Source organism: Pararhodobacter sp. (assembly GCF_034676545.1).
Lineage (GTDB): Bacteria > Pseudomonadota > Alphaproteobacteria > Rhodobacterales > Rhodobacteraceae > Pararhodobacter.
Genome location: NZ_JAUCBZ010000015.1, coordinates 1803802 through 1816972 on the forward strand (window position 1 = coordinate 1803802; position 13171 = coordinate 1816972).

22 protein-coding genes are annotated in these 13171 nt (G+C 62.5%); all 22 read left to right on the forward strand.

Features of this window, described 5'->3' with window-relative positions; translation table 11 throughout:
* The first annotated feature begins 22 nt into the window (after window positions 1-22).
* The 22 genes from VDQ28_RS12365 (at window position 23) to VDQ28_RS12470 (ending at window position 13031) form a co-directional block, all read left to right on the forward strand.
* Window positions 23-778 (forward strand): ATP-binding protein, encoded by a 756-nt coding sequence (locus VDQ28_RS12365; protein WP_323036223.1) that lies wholly within the window; start codon window positions 23-25, stop codon window positions 776-778.
* On the forward strand, window positions 778-1329 hold the full coding sequence (locus tag VDQ28_RS12370) for a hypothetical protein (protein WP_323036224.1): 552 nt from the start codon (window positions 778-780) through the stop codon (window positions 1327-1329). The genes VDQ28_RS12365 and VDQ28_RS12370 overlap by 1 nt, the downstream gene beginning before the upstream one ends.
* Window positions 1326-1700, forward strand: coding sequence for a hypothetical protein (locus VDQ28_RS12375; protein WP_323036225.1), 375 nt, complete (start codon window positions 1326-1328; stop codon window positions 1698-1700). The genes VDQ28_RS12370 and VDQ28_RS12375 overlap by 4 nt, the downstream gene beginning before the upstream one ends.
* Complete coding sequence (locus VDQ28_RS12380; RefSeq protein WP_323036226.1) at window positions 1697-1930, forward strand: hypothetical protein; 234 nt, start codon at window positions 1697-1699, stop codon at window positions 1928-1930. The genes VDQ28_RS12375 and VDQ28_RS12380 overlap by 4 nt, the downstream gene beginning before the upstream one ends.
* Window positions 1923-2573 (forward strand): DUF3164 family protein, encoded by a 651-nt coding sequence (locus VDQ28_RS12385; protein ID WP_323036227.1) that lies wholly within the window; start codon window positions 1923-1925, stop codon window positions 2571-2573. Before VDQ28_RS12380 ends, VDQ28_RS12385 begins: the two co-directional genes overlap by 8 nt.
* A gap of 12 nt (window positions 2574-2585) precedes the next feature.
* Window positions 2586-2933: a hypothetical protein gene (locus VDQ28_RS12390; RefSeq protein ID WP_323036228.1), complete on the forward strand. Its 348-nt coding sequence runs from the start codon at window positions 2586-2588 to the stop codon at window positions 2931-2933.
* A gap of 1 nt (window position 2934) precedes the next feature.
* The gene (locus VDQ28_RS12395; RefSeq protein ID WP_323036229.1) at window positions 2935-3372 is read left to right on the forward strand and encodes a regulatory protein GemA; all 438 of its coding nucleotides are present in this window, start codon (window positions 2935-2937) and stop codon (window positions 3370-3372) included.
* Window positions 3369-3638: a hypothetical protein gene (locus VDQ28_RS12400; RefSeq protein WP_323036230.1), complete on the forward strand. Its 270-nt coding sequence runs from the start codon at window positions 3369-3371 to the stop codon at window positions 3636-3638. The genes VDQ28_RS12395 and VDQ28_RS12400 overlap by 4 nt, the downstream gene beginning before the upstream one ends.
* The gene (locus VDQ28_RS12405; protein ID WP_323036231.1) at window positions 3635-4000 is read left to right on the forward strand and encodes a helix-turn-helix domain-containing protein; all 366 of its coding nucleotides are present in this window, start codon (window positions 3635-3637) and stop codon (window positions 3998-4000) included. The genes VDQ28_RS12400 and VDQ28_RS12405 overlap by 4 nt, the downstream gene beginning before the upstream one ends.
* Window positions 4001-4076: 76 nt before the next feature.
* Entirely contained in the window at window positions 4077-4979 is a 903-nt protein-coding gene (locus tag VDQ28_RS12410; RefSeq protein WP_323036232.1) for a lysozyme, read from the forward strand.
* Complete coding sequence (locus VDQ28_RS12415) at window positions 4976-5491, forward strand: hypothetical protein (RefSeq protein ID WP_323036233.1); 516 nt, start codon at window positions 4976-4978, stop codon at window positions 5489-5491. Before VDQ28_RS12410 ends, VDQ28_RS12415 begins: the two co-directional genes overlap by 4 nt.
* Entirely contained in the window at window positions 5488-5832 is a 345-nt protein-coding gene (locus VDQ28_RS12420) for a DUF2730 family protein (protein WP_323036234.1), read from the forward strand. Before VDQ28_RS12415 ends, VDQ28_RS12420 begins: the two co-directional genes overlap by 4 nt.
* Window positions 5833-5835: 3 nt before the next feature.
* Window positions 5836-6135, forward strand: a complete 300-nt coding sequence (locus VDQ28_RS12425) for a hypothetical protein (RefSeq protein WP_323036235.1) — start codon at window positions 5836-5838, stop codon at window positions 6133-6135.
* Between the two features lies 1 nt (window position 6136).
* Window positions 6137-6733: a DUF3486 family protein gene (locus VDQ28_RS12430; protein ID WP_323036236.1), complete on the forward strand. Its 597-nt coding sequence runs from the start codon at window positions 6137-6139 to the stop codon at window positions 6731-6733.
* Complete coding sequence (locus tag VDQ28_RS12435) at window positions 6730-6978, forward strand: cyclic nucleotide-binding protein (RefSeq protein WP_323036237.1); 249 nt, start codon at window positions 6730-6732, stop codon at window positions 6976-6978. Before VDQ28_RS12430 ends, VDQ28_RS12435 begins: the two co-directional genes overlap by 4 nt.
* Complete coding sequence (locus VDQ28_RS12440) at window positions 6975-7163, forward strand: hypothetical protein (protein ID WP_323036238.1); 189 nt, start codon at window positions 6975-6977, stop codon at window positions 7161-7163. Before VDQ28_RS12435 ends, VDQ28_RS12440 begins: the two co-directional genes overlap by 4 nt.
* Window positions 7163-7438, forward strand: coding sequence for a hypothetical protein (locus VDQ28_RS12445; protein ID WP_323036239.1), 276 nt, complete (start codon window positions 7163-7165; stop codon window positions 7436-7438). Before VDQ28_RS12440 ends, VDQ28_RS12445 begins: the two co-directional genes overlap by 1 nt.
* Window positions 7439-7588: 150 nt before the next feature.
* A complete protein-coding gene (locus VDQ28_RS12450) occupies window positions 7589-9268 on the forward strand; it encodes a terminase large subunit domain-containing protein (protein WP_323036240.1) in 1680 nt (559 codons plus the stop codon).
* Window positions 9268-10842 (forward strand): DUF935 domain-containing protein, encoded by a 1575-nt coding sequence (locus VDQ28_RS12455; protein ID WP_323036241.1) that lies wholly within the window; start codon window positions 9268-9270, stop codon window positions 10840-10842. Before VDQ28_RS12450 ends, VDQ28_RS12455 begins: the two co-directional genes overlap by 1 nt.
* On the forward strand, window positions 10835-12244 hold the full coding sequence (locus VDQ28_RS12460) for an ADP-ribosyltransferase domain-containing protein (RefSeq protein ID WP_323036242.1): 1410 nt from the start codon (window positions 10835-10837) through the stop codon (window positions 12242-12244). The genes VDQ28_RS12455 and VDQ28_RS12460 overlap by 8 nt, the downstream gene beginning before the upstream one ends.
* Window positions 12241-12498, forward strand: coding sequence for a hypothetical protein (locus tag VDQ28_RS12465; protein ID WP_323036243.1), 258 nt, complete (start codon window positions 12241-12243; stop codon window positions 12496-12498). Before VDQ28_RS12460 ends, VDQ28_RS12465 begins: the two co-directional genes overlap by 4 nt.
* Window positions 12495-13031, forward strand: a complete 537-nt coding sequence (locus VDQ28_RS12470; RefSeq protein WP_323036244.1) for a phage virion morphogenesis protein — start codon at window positions 12495-12497, stop codon at window positions 13029-13031. Before VDQ28_RS12465 ends, VDQ28_RS12470 begins: the two co-directional genes overlap by 4 nt.
* Window positions 13032-13171 lie beyond the last annotated feature (140 nt).

The following is a 13171-nucleotide window of genomic DNA, read 5'->3' on the forward strand; positions in this document are numbered from 1 at the left end:
GAGCGGTAAGGAGAGACCAAAAATGACAGATGAGACGAGGCTTTACAATAGTGTGGCCCCTCTGCGCAACGTTGCTGCACTGACCGCGCTGATCGACCGGGTGCAGAACCGCGCGATTGGTCTGCCGGGCATGGCCTGCTTTTATGGCTGGTCAGGGTTCGGCAAATCGACCGCCGCAATCTACGCCGCCAACAAGTTCCAAGCGGTGCTGGTGCAGTGCAAATCCAGCTGGACGAAAAAGAACCTGTGCAAGGCCGTGTTGGCCGAATTGGGACTGCCAGCCAAAGGCAACACGGCCGATCTGGTGGATCAGATTTCTGCGCAGCTGGCGGTGCACGGCATGCCGCTGATCATCGATGAGGCCGATCATCTGATCGCGCGCAAAATGGTCGAAATCGTGCGCGACATCTACGAGGGTTCGCAAGCACCGGTGATCTTGATTGGCGAAGAGTTGCTGCCGCAAAAACTCAAGGAATGGGAGCGAGTTCACGGGCGCATGTTGGACTGGGTCGCGGCAGAACCCGCGGACCTGGCCGATCTGAACCACCTCGCGCCGATCTATGCACCGGGTATTGCCATTACGGCGGACCTCAGGGTCGAGTTGCTGCGCATGTCGCATGGCTCGACGCGCCGGGTCTGCGTCAATCTCGCAAAGCTGGGTGAACAAGCCCAGGTGCTTGGCGTCGACGAAATGAGCCGCGCCAACTTCGATCCTCGGGAGTTTTTTACCGGGACTGCACCCAAGCCTCGCCGCTCTGAAATCGTGGGAGCCGCGTGATGGGCTCGCATGAAGAGCGCTTGGCCTCGGATCAATCGGCGTGGAACGCCGCGGTCCGGCTGGGTACGTTCAGCTATCGTGCGCTGGCCGCCGAAGCCTCGATCCCGATCGAGCGCGCGACCCGATTGACGCGCGGCTGGGTGCGGTTGGGCTCGGTTGCCGGGTTGGGAAAAGGTGGCGGAAAAAAGCTGATGTTTCGCGTCACTGCAGAGAGTTTCCCGGCATCTTCGATTTCACGCCGCCAGTCACCAGACGGCAACATGTGGTTGGCCATGCGCAAGCTTGGCGGCGCATTCACCCCCACCGATATTGCTGCGCACGCGACGACCGAGGCTGTTTCTGTGTCGCGTGAGGATGCGCAGGCGTTCTGTCAGATGTTGGTGCGCGCGGGATATCTCAGGGTGCAGCGCAAGGCCGCACCACCGCGCCGCGAAGCCGTCTACCGGCTGATCAAGAATACCGGGCCGATGCCGCCGCGCGAGCGCCGCGTGCGGGCAATCTGGGATCCGAACCTCGCTGAATTCACTCACATGCCGGAGGCAAGTCTATGACCCCGCCTGATTTCGTCGAAATCGCCCGCGCGCATTGGGGTGCGGCCCTGCCTGACTGGATCAAGGCTCTGGCCGAGGCCTGCACCAAGAGCAGCCAGACCAAGGTTGCGGCCCAATTGGGTCGCTCAGGCGCGCTCGTCAGTTCTGTGCTGCGCAACAAATACGCGGGCGACATGGGCGCGGTCGAGGAGTTGGTGCGCGGACATTTGCTGTCTGAAACCGTGGCCTGCCCGTCGCTGGGCGTTTTGCCCCTGCACGAGTGCCGCGCCTGGCGGGCCAAAGCCACCCGGTTCGAGAACACCAACGCGTTGCGCGTGCAGATGTACCGCGCCTGCCAGCGTTGCCCCCGGTTTCGAAAGGACGAGGAATGACCGCCCCGACCCGCTGGGCCTTGCGCACCATGATGGACCTCGCCGCGCGCGGGATGGGCAAGATCGACCTGTATGGCTCGCGCGGCGCGACGCTGGTCAGCCAAGACGAGATCGAGGCCATGGCGGGGGCACTCGCGGTCCTTGGCCTGCGCGCGATCCACCCGGCTGTCGCTGAATTTTCTGTCCCTGACACTCGCACAAACACCTTGAAAGGACCCACCGATGTCTGAACACCAATCCCTCCCCATTCCTGACGGCCGCGTCGAGGTTGCCGGAAAATCCTACATGCCCGACGCCAAGGGCAATCTCGTGCCCGTTGAACTGATCGCGCCTGAGGCGCTGCTCGAGGACGAGGTGGTGCGCAAGATCGCGGGCTACGGCCTGCCGTTGTCGGACCAGGTGTCCCGGTTCAAACAACACACATTCGATGATCTGGGATCGTTCGAGGCGCTGCTTGCCCAGGAATACGGCGCGAAGAAAGGCGGCGCCAAGGGCAACAAGACGCTGATGACCCACGACGGGCTTTGGAAGGTGCAGGTGCAGGTCGCCGATCACATCGACTTTGGCCCGCAGTTGCAGATCGCCAAAGAGCTGGTCGATGAGTGCCTGAATGAATGGTCCGCCGACAGTCGCCCGGAAATTCGCGGCCTCATCACCAAGGCTTTCAACACCGACAAGGCCGGCCAGATCAACCGCTCCGAGGTGTTCATGCTGTTGCGCCTCGAGATTGACGATCCCCGCTGGCTGGAAGCCATGCGCGCCATCCGCGACGCCATGCGGATCGTTGGCTCGAAGACCTACGTCCGCCTCTACCGCCGCGTCGCCCATGACGCCGCATGGGAAGCCATCACCATTGACCTGTCAAAAGCTTGAGGGAGACATCAAATGCCGGAACAAATCGCCTTAATTGAAACTCCAGTCTTTGAAACCACCGGCGAGCCCGGCCCGCGTGTCTTGCACGATCTGTGCAAGTTCGAGTTACTGGGAACGCTGTGCCGCGTGCACGTCAGCGCCGACGGTGACACGCTGGACCTGTCAATCGGCAAGCGACGTTTTGCCGTGTCGGTCTTGGATATTGCGGCAACGGCGGCGCTGTCTGTCGAGGCCCATCTGCGCGGCGAAATCCGCGCCCGGATCATTGCCAGTCGTGATGTGCCAAAGGCGAATATCAATGCTGACGCCGACGACGCGCTATTTGTACATCACTTCGGCTCTCATCCAAGGACCCACTGACATGAGTGCCGCATTGATCCGCAAAGTGCATGTCGGTTGCAAACAGTTGGGCCTCGACACCGAAACCCGGCATGATCTGCAGGCGCAAGTGACCGGCAAGGCCAGTCTGTCGGCGATGACCGAGCCCGAGTTGAAAGCCATGTTAAAGGCCCTTGAAAACCGGGGTTTCAAACCGACAGCGACGGGCCGCAAGCCCGCAGCACCCCGTGCCGATCTGCGGTTCGTGCACAAGCTCTGGTCGATGCTGGGCGAAGCCGGGGCGCTGCGCGAACCGGGGCGGCGCGGGCTCAACGCCTTCGTGCGTGCCCGTTTCGGCGCGTCATGGGGCAGCGTGCCGGCCGATATCGACATGCTGACCGAATGGGCACAGATTGCCGATGTGATCGACGCGCTCAAGGCGATGTGCAAGCGCGCCGGTGTCGACGTGGAAAAGCCATGAAACACCCGCGAACCCACGTCACCGATCACGCGGTGCTGCGCTATCTGGAGCGGGTATTGCGCCTCGACATCGAGGCGCATCGTCGCGAGATCGGTCGGCTGGTTGATCGTGCTGTGCAAGAGGGGGCCAGCGGCGTCGTGATCGACGGGATGGCCTATCGGATGGTCCGAGACGCAGGTGTTCCGGTCGTCGTGACCATCCGGCCCGCCCGTTTCCCAGATAGTCGACGGGGTCGCAAGCCCCGGCGGCGGGGCGGGACCCCGTGACCAACCTGCCGCGCCCGCCAGCCCATTTGGAAGCCTATGTTCGCATCCTCGGTGTCGAGGGTGCGATCACGTTTTTACTGAACTACGGCGGTGGCGAGCTTTACATCCCGCGCAACGCCGTGGCCGGATCGCCGCTGGCCGAACTGCTTGGCCTTGACGCCGCACGCGCCCTGGGTGCCGCCGCCGACCGCCTGCCCAAGCGCGTGCCGACAGGCAAGCCCTGGATCGCACAGATCCGCGCGGCTCAGGGCTTGTCAGCAACACAAATTGCCCGCACATTGCACGCCAGCGACGTGAGCGTTCGCAAGTGGCTCAAGGCTGCCAAACGCCCCGCTGATCCCCGCCAATTCCCCCTGATCTGACGACCCCACAGACCGTTGTGCCTATAAGCAAACCGCTGTCTGGCTGATCTTGGCCCGAGATCAACCGGAGCGAGATATGCAAACCAGCGAGCGCGGCATTCAATTCAACGAGCGCCTGGAGGGCGTGGTTCTGCGCGCGTACCGGGACGTAGTTGGCGTCTGGACGATCGGCGCGGGTCTGACCGCGGCGTCTGGCGTGGTCGATCCCGGTCCTGGCATGGAAATCACCGCCGCCGAAGCCTCGCGCTTGATGGCGCTGGCGCTCCGGCAGAAGTACGAGCCCGCCGTGGCCCGAGCCATGCCCGGTGCAAAACAGCACGAATTCGATGGCGGCGTGTCGTTCCACTGGAACACCGGCGCGATTGCACGCGCCAGCTGGGTCCCCGCCTGGGCCTCGGGCAACATGGCCGGCATGCGCGAGCGGCTGATGCGTTGGAACAAAGGCGGCGGGAAAGTCTTACCTGGCCTGACCCGCCGCCGTGTGCTTGAAGCCAACCTGATCCAGTTTCGCGACTACGGCGTGCCGGTGCCTGCGCAGACCCCGCGCGGCCTGGCCCGGGTCACGCTGGATCTGTCACCTCAGGAAGTTGCCGCCGCCCGCGCGGCCTTGACGGCGCGCGGATATGCGGTCGGTCCGGATGCGCGCGGTATTGCCGTCGAAGCCGTGCGGAGCTTTCAGCGCGCTCATGACCTGACACCGGACGGCATTCTGGGCCGTGCCACATTGTCCACGTTGCAACGTTCAATTGACGCTCGTGGGCAGTCGCTGCTGGGTGGCACCGTCGCAATGGGTGGTGGCGCGGAAACCGCCACAAACGCCCTGCCCGCCGAGCTGCCGCTCTCGTGGACCGGACCCTTGGCGCTGGCCGCTGGCCTGTCGCTCCTTCTCTATCTCGGTTGGACCTATCGCGACATTCTCGCGGCCCGCCTTCACCGCCTCTCGCCGCGCTTTGCGGCCTATCTTCGGAGACTCAAATGAGCAGTGCCCTGACGGCCCTTGCCCTGCAGATCGGCGTGCCGCTGATCGGTCAGGTTCTCACCCGCCGGATCGGCGCAACGAATGCACAACTGGCAACCGATGTGGTGGGCGCGCTCGCGCGTCGCTTGGGCGTCACCGTTTCTGAAGTCGAAGCTCTCGCCGAGGAAAACCCGCCCCGCGTGATCGACGCAATGCGCGAAACCGAGCGTGCCATGCCCGAGATGATCGCCTTGCACGCGACGGCTCTTGAGGGGCAATTCGCCCTGCTCAAGGCCGAGCAGGACGGCCCGTGGTGGGGCTGGGCGTGGCGTCCGCTGACCATGTGGTTGTTGGCGTTCCTATGGCTCTGGTCGATTGTCATCCTGCACGTTGCCAATGCGGTCTGGCGCATCGCCTTGCCGCAACCCGATCTGGCCATGCTGTTCTCGCTGACCGGCGTGTATATGGCGCTGTATATGGGTGGGCACACGATCAAGGAGTGGGCACGGTTGCGCACGGGCGGTGCCCATTGACCGAGACCCTGACACTTTCTCCGCTCATCGCCTGGATTGGCGCGCTGTCGTTGCTCCTGAATTTTGGGCTGTCGGTCTACAGTCTGCTGGTTTCCGGTTCGCGGGCTAACAAGACCCGGCTCGATGGTCACGAAGAGCGCATCGTCGAACATGATGCGCGTCTGGGTGGCATCGAGCAGTCGTTGAGGTTTACGCCTGGCAAGGATGACATCCACGGATTGCAACTCGCGCTCGCCCGCATGGAGGGCCAGATCGGTGTGCTCGGGCAGCGTCTGGCCCCTGTCGCCGCCATCGCCGAGCGCATGCAGGAACTGATGATCGAGCAATCGAAGAGGCAATAATTCATGGACATGGACCAACTGATCCGCGAACAAGCGCGGCTGATCATTCTCAAAACGCTCGCTGCGCAAATCGACGAGACCTTGAACAGCGACATGATGATCCCCGAATTGCGCCGGTTCGGTATCCGCAAGGATCGTGCCTGGGTGCATGACGAACTGGCGTGGCTGCGCGAGATGGCCGCGGTCACCACGGTGCACGCCGGATCCATTCTGGTCGCGACCCTGACCGAAAAAGGTGGCCGCCACCTTGCGCGAGAAATCGCCATTGAGGGCGTGCAGCGCCCGTCGCGGCCGGGGGCCTGAGATGGCAAGCCCTCTTCGCGGTCGCGGTCGCCTGTCATCCATCGAACTGATGCCGTCCGAGTGTGACGGCATCATCGCTTGGGCCGCGCAAGAGCTGTCCGATCGGGACCGCACCCAGACCGACATCTATGCCGAGTTTGTCGAACGCTGCGAAGCGATCATGGCGGAATACCGCGGCGAGTTGGAGTTCACGATCCCGGCGTTCTCGTCGTTCAACCGTTATGCCGTGCGCATGGCCAAGCTCACGCGCCGCCTCGATCAGACCCGCACCATCGTCGCCACGCTGGCCGAGAAGTTCGATCCCGCCGATGCCGATAATCTGACGATCATGGCCGCTGAAACGGTCAAGGCCTTGGTCCTCAACATGCTGGCCGAGGCGGATGAAGACACGATTGACGCCAAGAGCGTGATGCAACTGGCCGCCGCCTTTAAGCAGGCGGTGCAGGCGCAGAGCATCTCGTCGGACCGTCGCCGCAAGGTCGAGGCCGATTTCGCGTCGAAGGTTGAGGACGCTGTCCAAACCGTCGCCCGCGCCAAAGGCATCACGGCTGAAACAGCTGAAGCCATCAAAGAGCAAATTCTGGGAGTGAGCGCATGACCAAGAAAATCGACGGATTGCCCGTACATGGGTATCAGCCACAGAATCCAAAGAACGTCGCTCTGGTGAACGCGATGAAAGAACACGAGGAGTCTTTACTTCGGGTTCTAGACAGCCTTGCCGCCGATGGTGCGGATCCGCGCTGGCTTGCGATTGGCCGGACCCAAATCGAGCAAGGGTTTATGGCCGTGAACCGCTCGATCTTCAAACCGTCCCGCGTTGGCCTTCCGGGAGATGGGACATGAACGACGCAGCCAGCGGTGCACTGATCTTAGTCGGCAACGCCCATTTCCAAGACGCCCGGTGGTGGACCCTTGTCGCCGCATGGTTGTTTGGAAAGCACCAGCGTTTGCAACACCTCGGCTACAATGCACGGATCTCGTTCTGGCGTGGCACGCCATACTTGCTGACGTTCAACGAGGTAGAGTGATGGCCAGCCCGGCACAAGTCGCCAATGATATGCAACTGCGCGCGACGTTCTGGACGAAGCACGACAAGGATGTTGCCCACGCCTGCCAAGATGCCGCCCATGTGATCCGGGCGTATCTCGACGGACCGGCGCCAGATGGGCGCACAGTTGGCGGTGTACTGACGCGGCTGTATCGGCTGGAGGGGGGAGCTTATAACCCTGAACTGGCAAACAGCCTCGCCCGAGCAGCGGGCACGATCACCGCCTTGAGAAAGGAGGTCAACGATGCCCCGTAAGAATGCGCGCCCCGCTGCACGGAAGCTTCAGCGGAAACTCTCGGCGCGGTTGGCAAAAAAAGCGGTGTCCAAACGCCGACTACAGCCCTATTTAGCCCAGCCTCGCTTTGGCGATGCCGCGATCGTGGGCGCGATCTTGGGTTGCACAAAATGACCACCGCCACGGGAATGCCCGTCACCGAGGCGGATTGGGTGCGCCAGCGGCGCGAAGCGACCGAAGCAATGCCCAAGGTGCTGGCCGCCGTGGGCCTGCCCAAGGTCCTGCTGCCCTATCAGGCACGCGCTGTGTCGATGCTCGACAGCGTGCGCGATTGCTCGGCCCTGTTCATCGAGAAAAGCCGCCGCATAGGCCTGACGTGGGGGCTGGCCGCCTATGCCGTGCTGCGCGCTGGTCGCCAGCGCACCGCGGGCGGCATGGACGTGATGTATATCTCGTATTCGCGCGAGATGACCCGAGAGTTCATTGACGCCTGCGCGATGTGGGCGCGCGCCTTCTCGATTGCCGCCGGAGCTGCGGAAGAATGCCTGTTCGACCAGGGCGACGAAGAAGGCGACAAGTCCATCCAGGCGTTTCGCATCCGGTTCGCATCCGGCTTTGAGGTGCTGGCGCTATCGTCTGCCCCGCGTGGGTTGCGCGGCAAGCAAGGCGTGGTGATTGTTGACGAGGCCGCATTCGTGGACAATCTGGCCGAGCTGATTAAAGCGGCGATGGCGTTCTTGATGTGGGGCGGACAGGTGGTCATTTGCTCGACGCATGACGGCGTCGATAATCCGTTCAACGAGACCATTCAGGACATCTTGGCCGGGCGCGTGCCATACCGGCACATGCGGATCGATTTTGATCAGGCGCTGCAAGAAGGCCTCTATCAGCGGATCAGTTTGGTCAAAGGCGAAGAGTGGACGCCAGAGGGCGAAGCCGAATGGCGCCAGAAAATCGTCTCGTTCTACGGTGACGGCGCGGACGAGGAATTGTTCTGCGTGCCCTCTGCGAGCTCGGGTGCTTGGTTGCCGGGCCCGCTGATCGAAGCCCGGATGACCGCCGATGCCCCGTTGCTGAGACTGGAGCTGCCATCTGACTATATGCAACGCCCTGAGGCTGATCAAAAAGCCTTGCTGGACCCGTTCATGGAAGAGCTTGCCGAGGCCATTGCCGGTCTGGATATGGCACCGCAGTTTGCCTTCGGGTTCGACTTTGGCCGCGTGGCCGACCTTTCAGTGGTGTCCTTGCTGGCAATTGAAGCGCGCCTGAAACGCCGTGAGGCACTCGCACTCGAGATGCGCAATGTTCCGGGCAAAGAGCAAAAGCGGATCGTTGGCGACATTCTCGAGCATGTTCAGCAAAGCCTCGTCGGCGCGGCCTTCGACGCTACCGGCATGGGCTGGACCGTGGCGGAGGACATGGGCCGCAAATTTGGGCTGCGTGAAGAGGATGACGGTGCGGGCCTCGTCTGGGCGATCAAGTTTTCCGAGGAATGGTATCGGCTGCAAATGCCACCACTTAAAACGGCATTCGAAGATGATCTGATCGCACTGATCCCCGATGCCGAGCACCTGTCGGACCTGCGCATGATGCGGCTGATCCGCGGCATCCCGCGCGTTCCGCCACATCGCGAGGGAGGAAAGGGAAAACGCCGCCACGGCGACTACGCCATTGCCTTGGCGCTCGCGCATTTTGCCAGCCGCATGCGATGGGCGGAATTCGGATATCGCCCAGTGCAGGCCTCACATGAGTCCGCTCACGGTGAGATGACCATGACGGCAGAAGAAGACACGGTGCGGGGCTGGTGGAAGCCGCCCCTTGGCACCGGATTGCGAGGAGGCATAGTCTGATGGACCGCGAACCCGTTTTACTCGACCGATGGGGTCGCCCCATGGTCCGTGCCCAGCTGACCACCGAAGTTGCAGCCGCTACGGTGGGCGGAGTGCGCTCGCCGCTTTCCGGCTATCCGGCCGATGGGCTCAACCCGCTGCGCCTGGCGCATATCCTGCGCGAAGCGGATCAGGGCGATCCGGTGCGGTATCTGGAATTGGCAGAGACGATCGAAGAGCGCGATCCGCATTATCTGGGGGTCTTGTCGACCCGAAAGCGCTCGGTCAGTCAGATCGACATCACCGTTGAAGCCGCCAGCGACGACCCCAAGGATACGGCCATTGCCGACATGATCCGCGATTGGCTCAAGCGTGACGAATTGGCTGAGGAGTTGTTCGACATTCTCGATGCGATCGGCAAGGGATACTCGTTCACCGAGATCCTGTGGGACACTTCAGAAGGGCAATGGTCGCCCAAGCAGCTGGAATGGCGCGACCCGCGTTGGTTCCGCTTTGCGCAAAAAGACTTGGCAACGCCGATGATGCTGGATGACCAAGGCCAGCCAGTGCCGCTGCCGGGTGGCAAGTTCATCATGTCCGTGATGCGCGCCAAATCCGGCTTGGCCTTGCGGTCCGGCCTTGCCCGTGTCGCGGCTTGGGGCTGGATGTTCAAAGCCTTTACGCAGCGCGATTGGGCGATCTTTGCGCAGACCTACGGCCAACCCCTACGGCTTGGAAAGTGGGGACAAGGAGCGTCCGAAGAGGACAAATCAACCTTGTTCAACGCGGTTGCCAATATTGCTGGCGATTGCGCGGCGATCATCCCCGAGAGCATGTCGATCGAGTTTGTGGAAACCAAATCGGTGGGCGCATCCTCGGATCTCTATGAGCGCCGCGCGGAGTGGCTGGACCGCCAGATCTCGAAGGCCGTTCTGGGGCAGACCACGACCACCGACGCGATCTCTGGCGGGCATGCGGTATCAAAAGAGCATCGCGAGGTGCAGGCCGACATCGAGCGCGCCGACGCCATCGCCCTGACCGCGATCCTCAACCGTGATCTGATCCGGCCATGGGTGCAGCTCGAATTCGGGCCACAAAAGCGCTACCCGCGCCTCGTGATCGCGCGGCCTGAAGCCGAAGATTTGCAACTGTTGTCCGACAGTCTTCAGAAGCTGGTTCCATTGGGTCTGCAGGTCGAGGAAAGCGAAGTGCGCGATCGCTTCGGCTTTGCCGATCCAAAACCCGGCGCGCGCATCCTCGGTCAGACAAGTTTGCCTGCCGCGGGTTACAATCCGGCACGTGAGAAGCCTATCAGCCTCAATGCCGAACAGGCCAAAGCTCAGAATGATCCCGAACCTGTCGCGCAGCTTCTGGCGCAATCCTTGGCGGCAGCAGCGCAGCCCGCGGTGGCTGGCATGATCGACACGATCGAGGCGATGCTCGATGCCGCCGGATCGCTTGAAGAATTCCGAGAGTTGCTCAACGCGGCTTGGCCGCAGATTGACGCCAGTGGCCTGTCCGAGAGGCTGGCCGAGGGGTTGATTGCCGCCGATCTCGCAGGCCGCGTTGCCGTGCTGGATGAGACCGATGACTGACGCCGCCTTGCGCGCAATCCTGCGGCGTCCCTTTGCCGAACAGGTTGCGGCGTTTCGCCTTCGGCTGGGCAATCTGGTGCCAACAAGCCGTTGGGATGATCTGTGGCAGGTGCAGCATGACCGGGCTTTCATGGTTGCCGGTGCCACCAAAGCCGACCTGCTGGCGGATCTGGGGCGTGCTGTGGATCGCGCAATTTCCGAGGGTACGGGGCTCGATGCCTTTCGCCACGATTTCCGCGAGATTGTCACGCGGCATGGCTGGCACGGCTGGACCGGTGAGGGCACTGAGGCGGGTGAGGCCTGGCGCACAAAGGTCATCTACCGCACCAACATGCGCACCAGCTACATGGCCGGCCGGCACGCACAGCTCGTCGCGGGGAATTTCAAATATTGGGTTTACCTGCACTCAGGGGCCGAGCATCCGCGCCTGCAGCACCTGGCGTGGAATGGCATCGCCCTGCCGCCGGAACACTCGTTCTGGCAAGTGGCATATCCGCCGAATGGCTGGGGCTGCGGTTGCGAAGTTTTCGGCACCAATTCAGAAGCCGGGGTGCGCCGTCTGGGTGGTGACCCTGACAAGGTGCTGCCCGATGGCTGGGACCGGATCGACCCAAAGACCGGCACGCCGCAAGGCATCGACAAGGGCTGGGCCTATGCGCCGGGTGCGAGTGCCACCGCGAACATCAGGCGGGCGATTGACGCCAAGCTCGACAGATTGCCGCCCGCCATAGCCAGTGACTTGCGCGCCACGACTGCGCGCCGCGCGGCGGCCAGATCCGATGGCGACGCCGAGATACTCAAGGCAATCGAGCACCTGAACGAATATGCCACGGTTTACCCCATTGCCGATCTGCGCCTCGCCGTGCGCGCCGACAGGATCGCGGCGCTCACCGAAGTCGAGCAATTGGCCTTGCGGGCGTATTCCTCGCCGGGCCTCTATCAGCCGCTCAATGCCCGGATGCGCGGCGGCGACGATCCATTCGGCGAGAGCCTGGACGTGTTCGGCAGAGCGGTGTCGCAGGCCCTGAGCAAACTGCCCGCCCATCGCGGGCGGGTCTATCGCGGGATTGAAGACAGTGCAGACCTTCAGCGAAAGTTCGAGGCGATGCGACCTGGGGAGGTTGTGAAGTTCCGTGCGTTCACCAGTGCCAGCGAGACGATTGAGACAACCCTCGCTGGGGATATCCTGCTGGAAATCGAAAGCCTGTCAGGGCGCACCATCAGTCGCGCTTCGGTCATGCCGCAAGAGCTGGAGGTCTTGTTTGATCGCGGGCGGGTGTTCGAAGTTGTTTCGATTGGCGAGACCCGACACTGGGGCTATGCTGCGCTGAAGGTTGTCTTGCGCGAAATCATCAGTGCGGGCAGCCGTGCCGTCGTATTGATGTCGGAGGTCGCGCGATGAAACCACCGCTTTACTTTGGGTCCCACATCACCCGTTGGGCGAATCTCGGGTTTGACTCGGAGGCCGCGCAGATCCGGCATCAACAGTTTCGATCCGCGTTGGATGCCGCTGAAACCGGGACGCAGGCGATGGGGGTGATCCGCCGCTATGTGCAAACCGAGCGTGAGTCGATCCTTGCCTCGGGCGTGCCCGACACCGACCCGGATATCTGGCGCGTCGATGTCATGCCCAAATATATCGAGTGGCAGCAATGATCACGCTCGATATCAAGGACGCGGACGTCACGGCCGCCCTCGACCGATTGGCGCGGGCGATTACTGATATGACGCCGACTATGGGCGAGATCGAGCAATATTGGTTGAAATCCACCAAGCAACGCATGCGTGAGGGCAAGAGCCCGGATGGATCCAGCTTTGCGCCACGCTCCGAGGCAACACTGGCCAACTATGCCCGCAAAGGGCTGACCCCCGGCGCACACCCGCTCTGGCTCAGCGGCGACATGCGTGAGAACCAGATCCATTCCGCGTCCGGGTCCGACTATGTCGAGATCGGTTCCTCGGCGATCCAGGCGGCGGTGATGCAGTTCGGGGCGGAAGCGGGGGCTTTCGGTGCGCGGATGGGCAAGACAAAACCATCTGAAAAGCGCAAGTCGAGCCAAGCCTATTTCTTCTCAATCCCGTGGGGCAACATTCCGGCACGTCCGTTCCTTGGCATGGCCGAAGCGGACAAAACGGCCATCGAAGAGATCGTTGGCGAGTGGCTGACGCGGGTTGCAGGGTCGCCATGAGACGGAATACCCGCAAAGAGCGCCGTTAAAGGGTCTTTTAAAGGCCTTGCTTGGCTTTGATGGCCCGTTTACCGTGAAAGGGTGCCAAGCCGCCCAGTGGGCTGATTTGGCGGAGTGCACTGCCCGCAAGCCGTTGTGAC

Coding starts and splice junctions, on each gene's coding strand:
- VDQ28_RS12370 (WP_323036224.1), top strand. CDS start 778: ATGGGCTCGCATGAAGAGCGCTTGGCCTCGGATCAATCGGCGTGGAAC.
- VDQ28_RS12390 (WP_323036228.1), top strand. CDS start 2,586: ATGCCGGAACAAATCGCCTTAATTGAAACTCCAGTCTTTGAAACCACC.
- VDQ28_RS12435 (WP_323036237.1), top strand. CDS start 6,730: ATGACCAAGAAAATCGACGGATTGCCCGTACATGGGTATCAGCCACAG.
- VDQ28_RS12425 (WP_323036235.1), top strand. CDS start 5,836: ATGGACATGGACCAACTGATCCGCGAACAAGCGCGGCTGATCATTCTC.
- VDQ28_RS12380 (WP_323036226.1), top strand. CDS start 1,697: ATGACCGCCCCGACCCGCTGGGCCTTGCGCACCATGATGGACCTCGCC.
- VDQ28_RS12410 (WP_323036232.1), top strand. CDS start 4,077: ATGCAAACCAGCGAGCGCGGCATTCAATTCAACGAGCGCCTGGAGGGC.
- VDQ28_RS12465 (WP_323036243.1), top strand. CDS start 12,241: ATGAAACCACCGCTTTACTTTGGGTCCCACATCACCCGTTGGGCGAAT.
- VDQ28_RS12400 (WP_323036230.1), top strand. CDS start 3,369: ATGAAACACCCGCGAACCCACGTCACCGATCACGCGGTGCTGCGCTAT.
- VDQ28_RS12445 (WP_323036239.1), top strand. CDS start 7,163: ATGGCCAGCCCGGCACAAGTCGCCAATGATATGCAACTGCGCGCGACG.
- VDQ28_RS12470 (WP_323036244.1), top strand. CDS start 12,495: ATGATCACGCTCGATATCAAGGACGCGGACGTCACGGCCGCCCTCGAC.
- VDQ28_RS12415 (WP_323036233.1), top strand. CDS start 4,976: ATGAGCAGTGCCCTGACGGCCCTTGCCCTGCAGATCGGCGTGCCGCTG.
- VDQ28_RS12460 (WP_323036242.1), top strand. CDS start 10,835: ATGACTGACGCCGCCTTGCGCGCAATCCTGCGGCGTCCCTTTGCCGAA.
- VDQ28_RS12450 (WP_323036240.1), top strand. CDS start 7,589: ATGACCACCGCCACGGGAATGCCCGTCACCGAGGCGGATTGGGTGCGC.
- VDQ28_RS12375 (WP_323036225.1), top strand. CDS start 1,326: ATGACCCCGCCTGATTTCGTCGAAATCGCCCGCGCGCATTGGGGTGCG.
- VDQ28_RS12455 (WP_323036241.1), top strand. CDS start 9,268: ATGGACCGCGAACCCGTTTTACTCGACCGATGGGGTCGCCCCATGGTC.
- VDQ28_RS12385 (WP_323036227.1), top strand. CDS start 1,923: ATGTCTGAACACCAATCCCTCCCCATTCCTGACGGCCGCGTCGAGGTT.
- VDQ28_RS12430 (WP_323036236.1), top strand. CDS start 6,137: ATGGCAAGCCCTCTTCGCGGTCGCGGTCGCCTGTCATCCATCGAACTG.
- VDQ28_RS12395 (WP_323036229.1), top strand. CDS start 2,935: ATGAGTGCCGCATTGATCCGCAAAGTGCATGTCGGTTGCAAACAGTTG.
- VDQ28_RS12440 (WP_323036238.1), top strand. CDS start 6,975: ATGAACGACGCAGCCAGCGGTGCACTGATCTTAGTCGGCAACGCCCAT.
- VDQ28_RS12365 (WP_323036223.1), top strand. CDS start 23: ATGACAGATGAGACGAGGCTTTACAATAGTGTGGCCCCTCTGCGCAAC.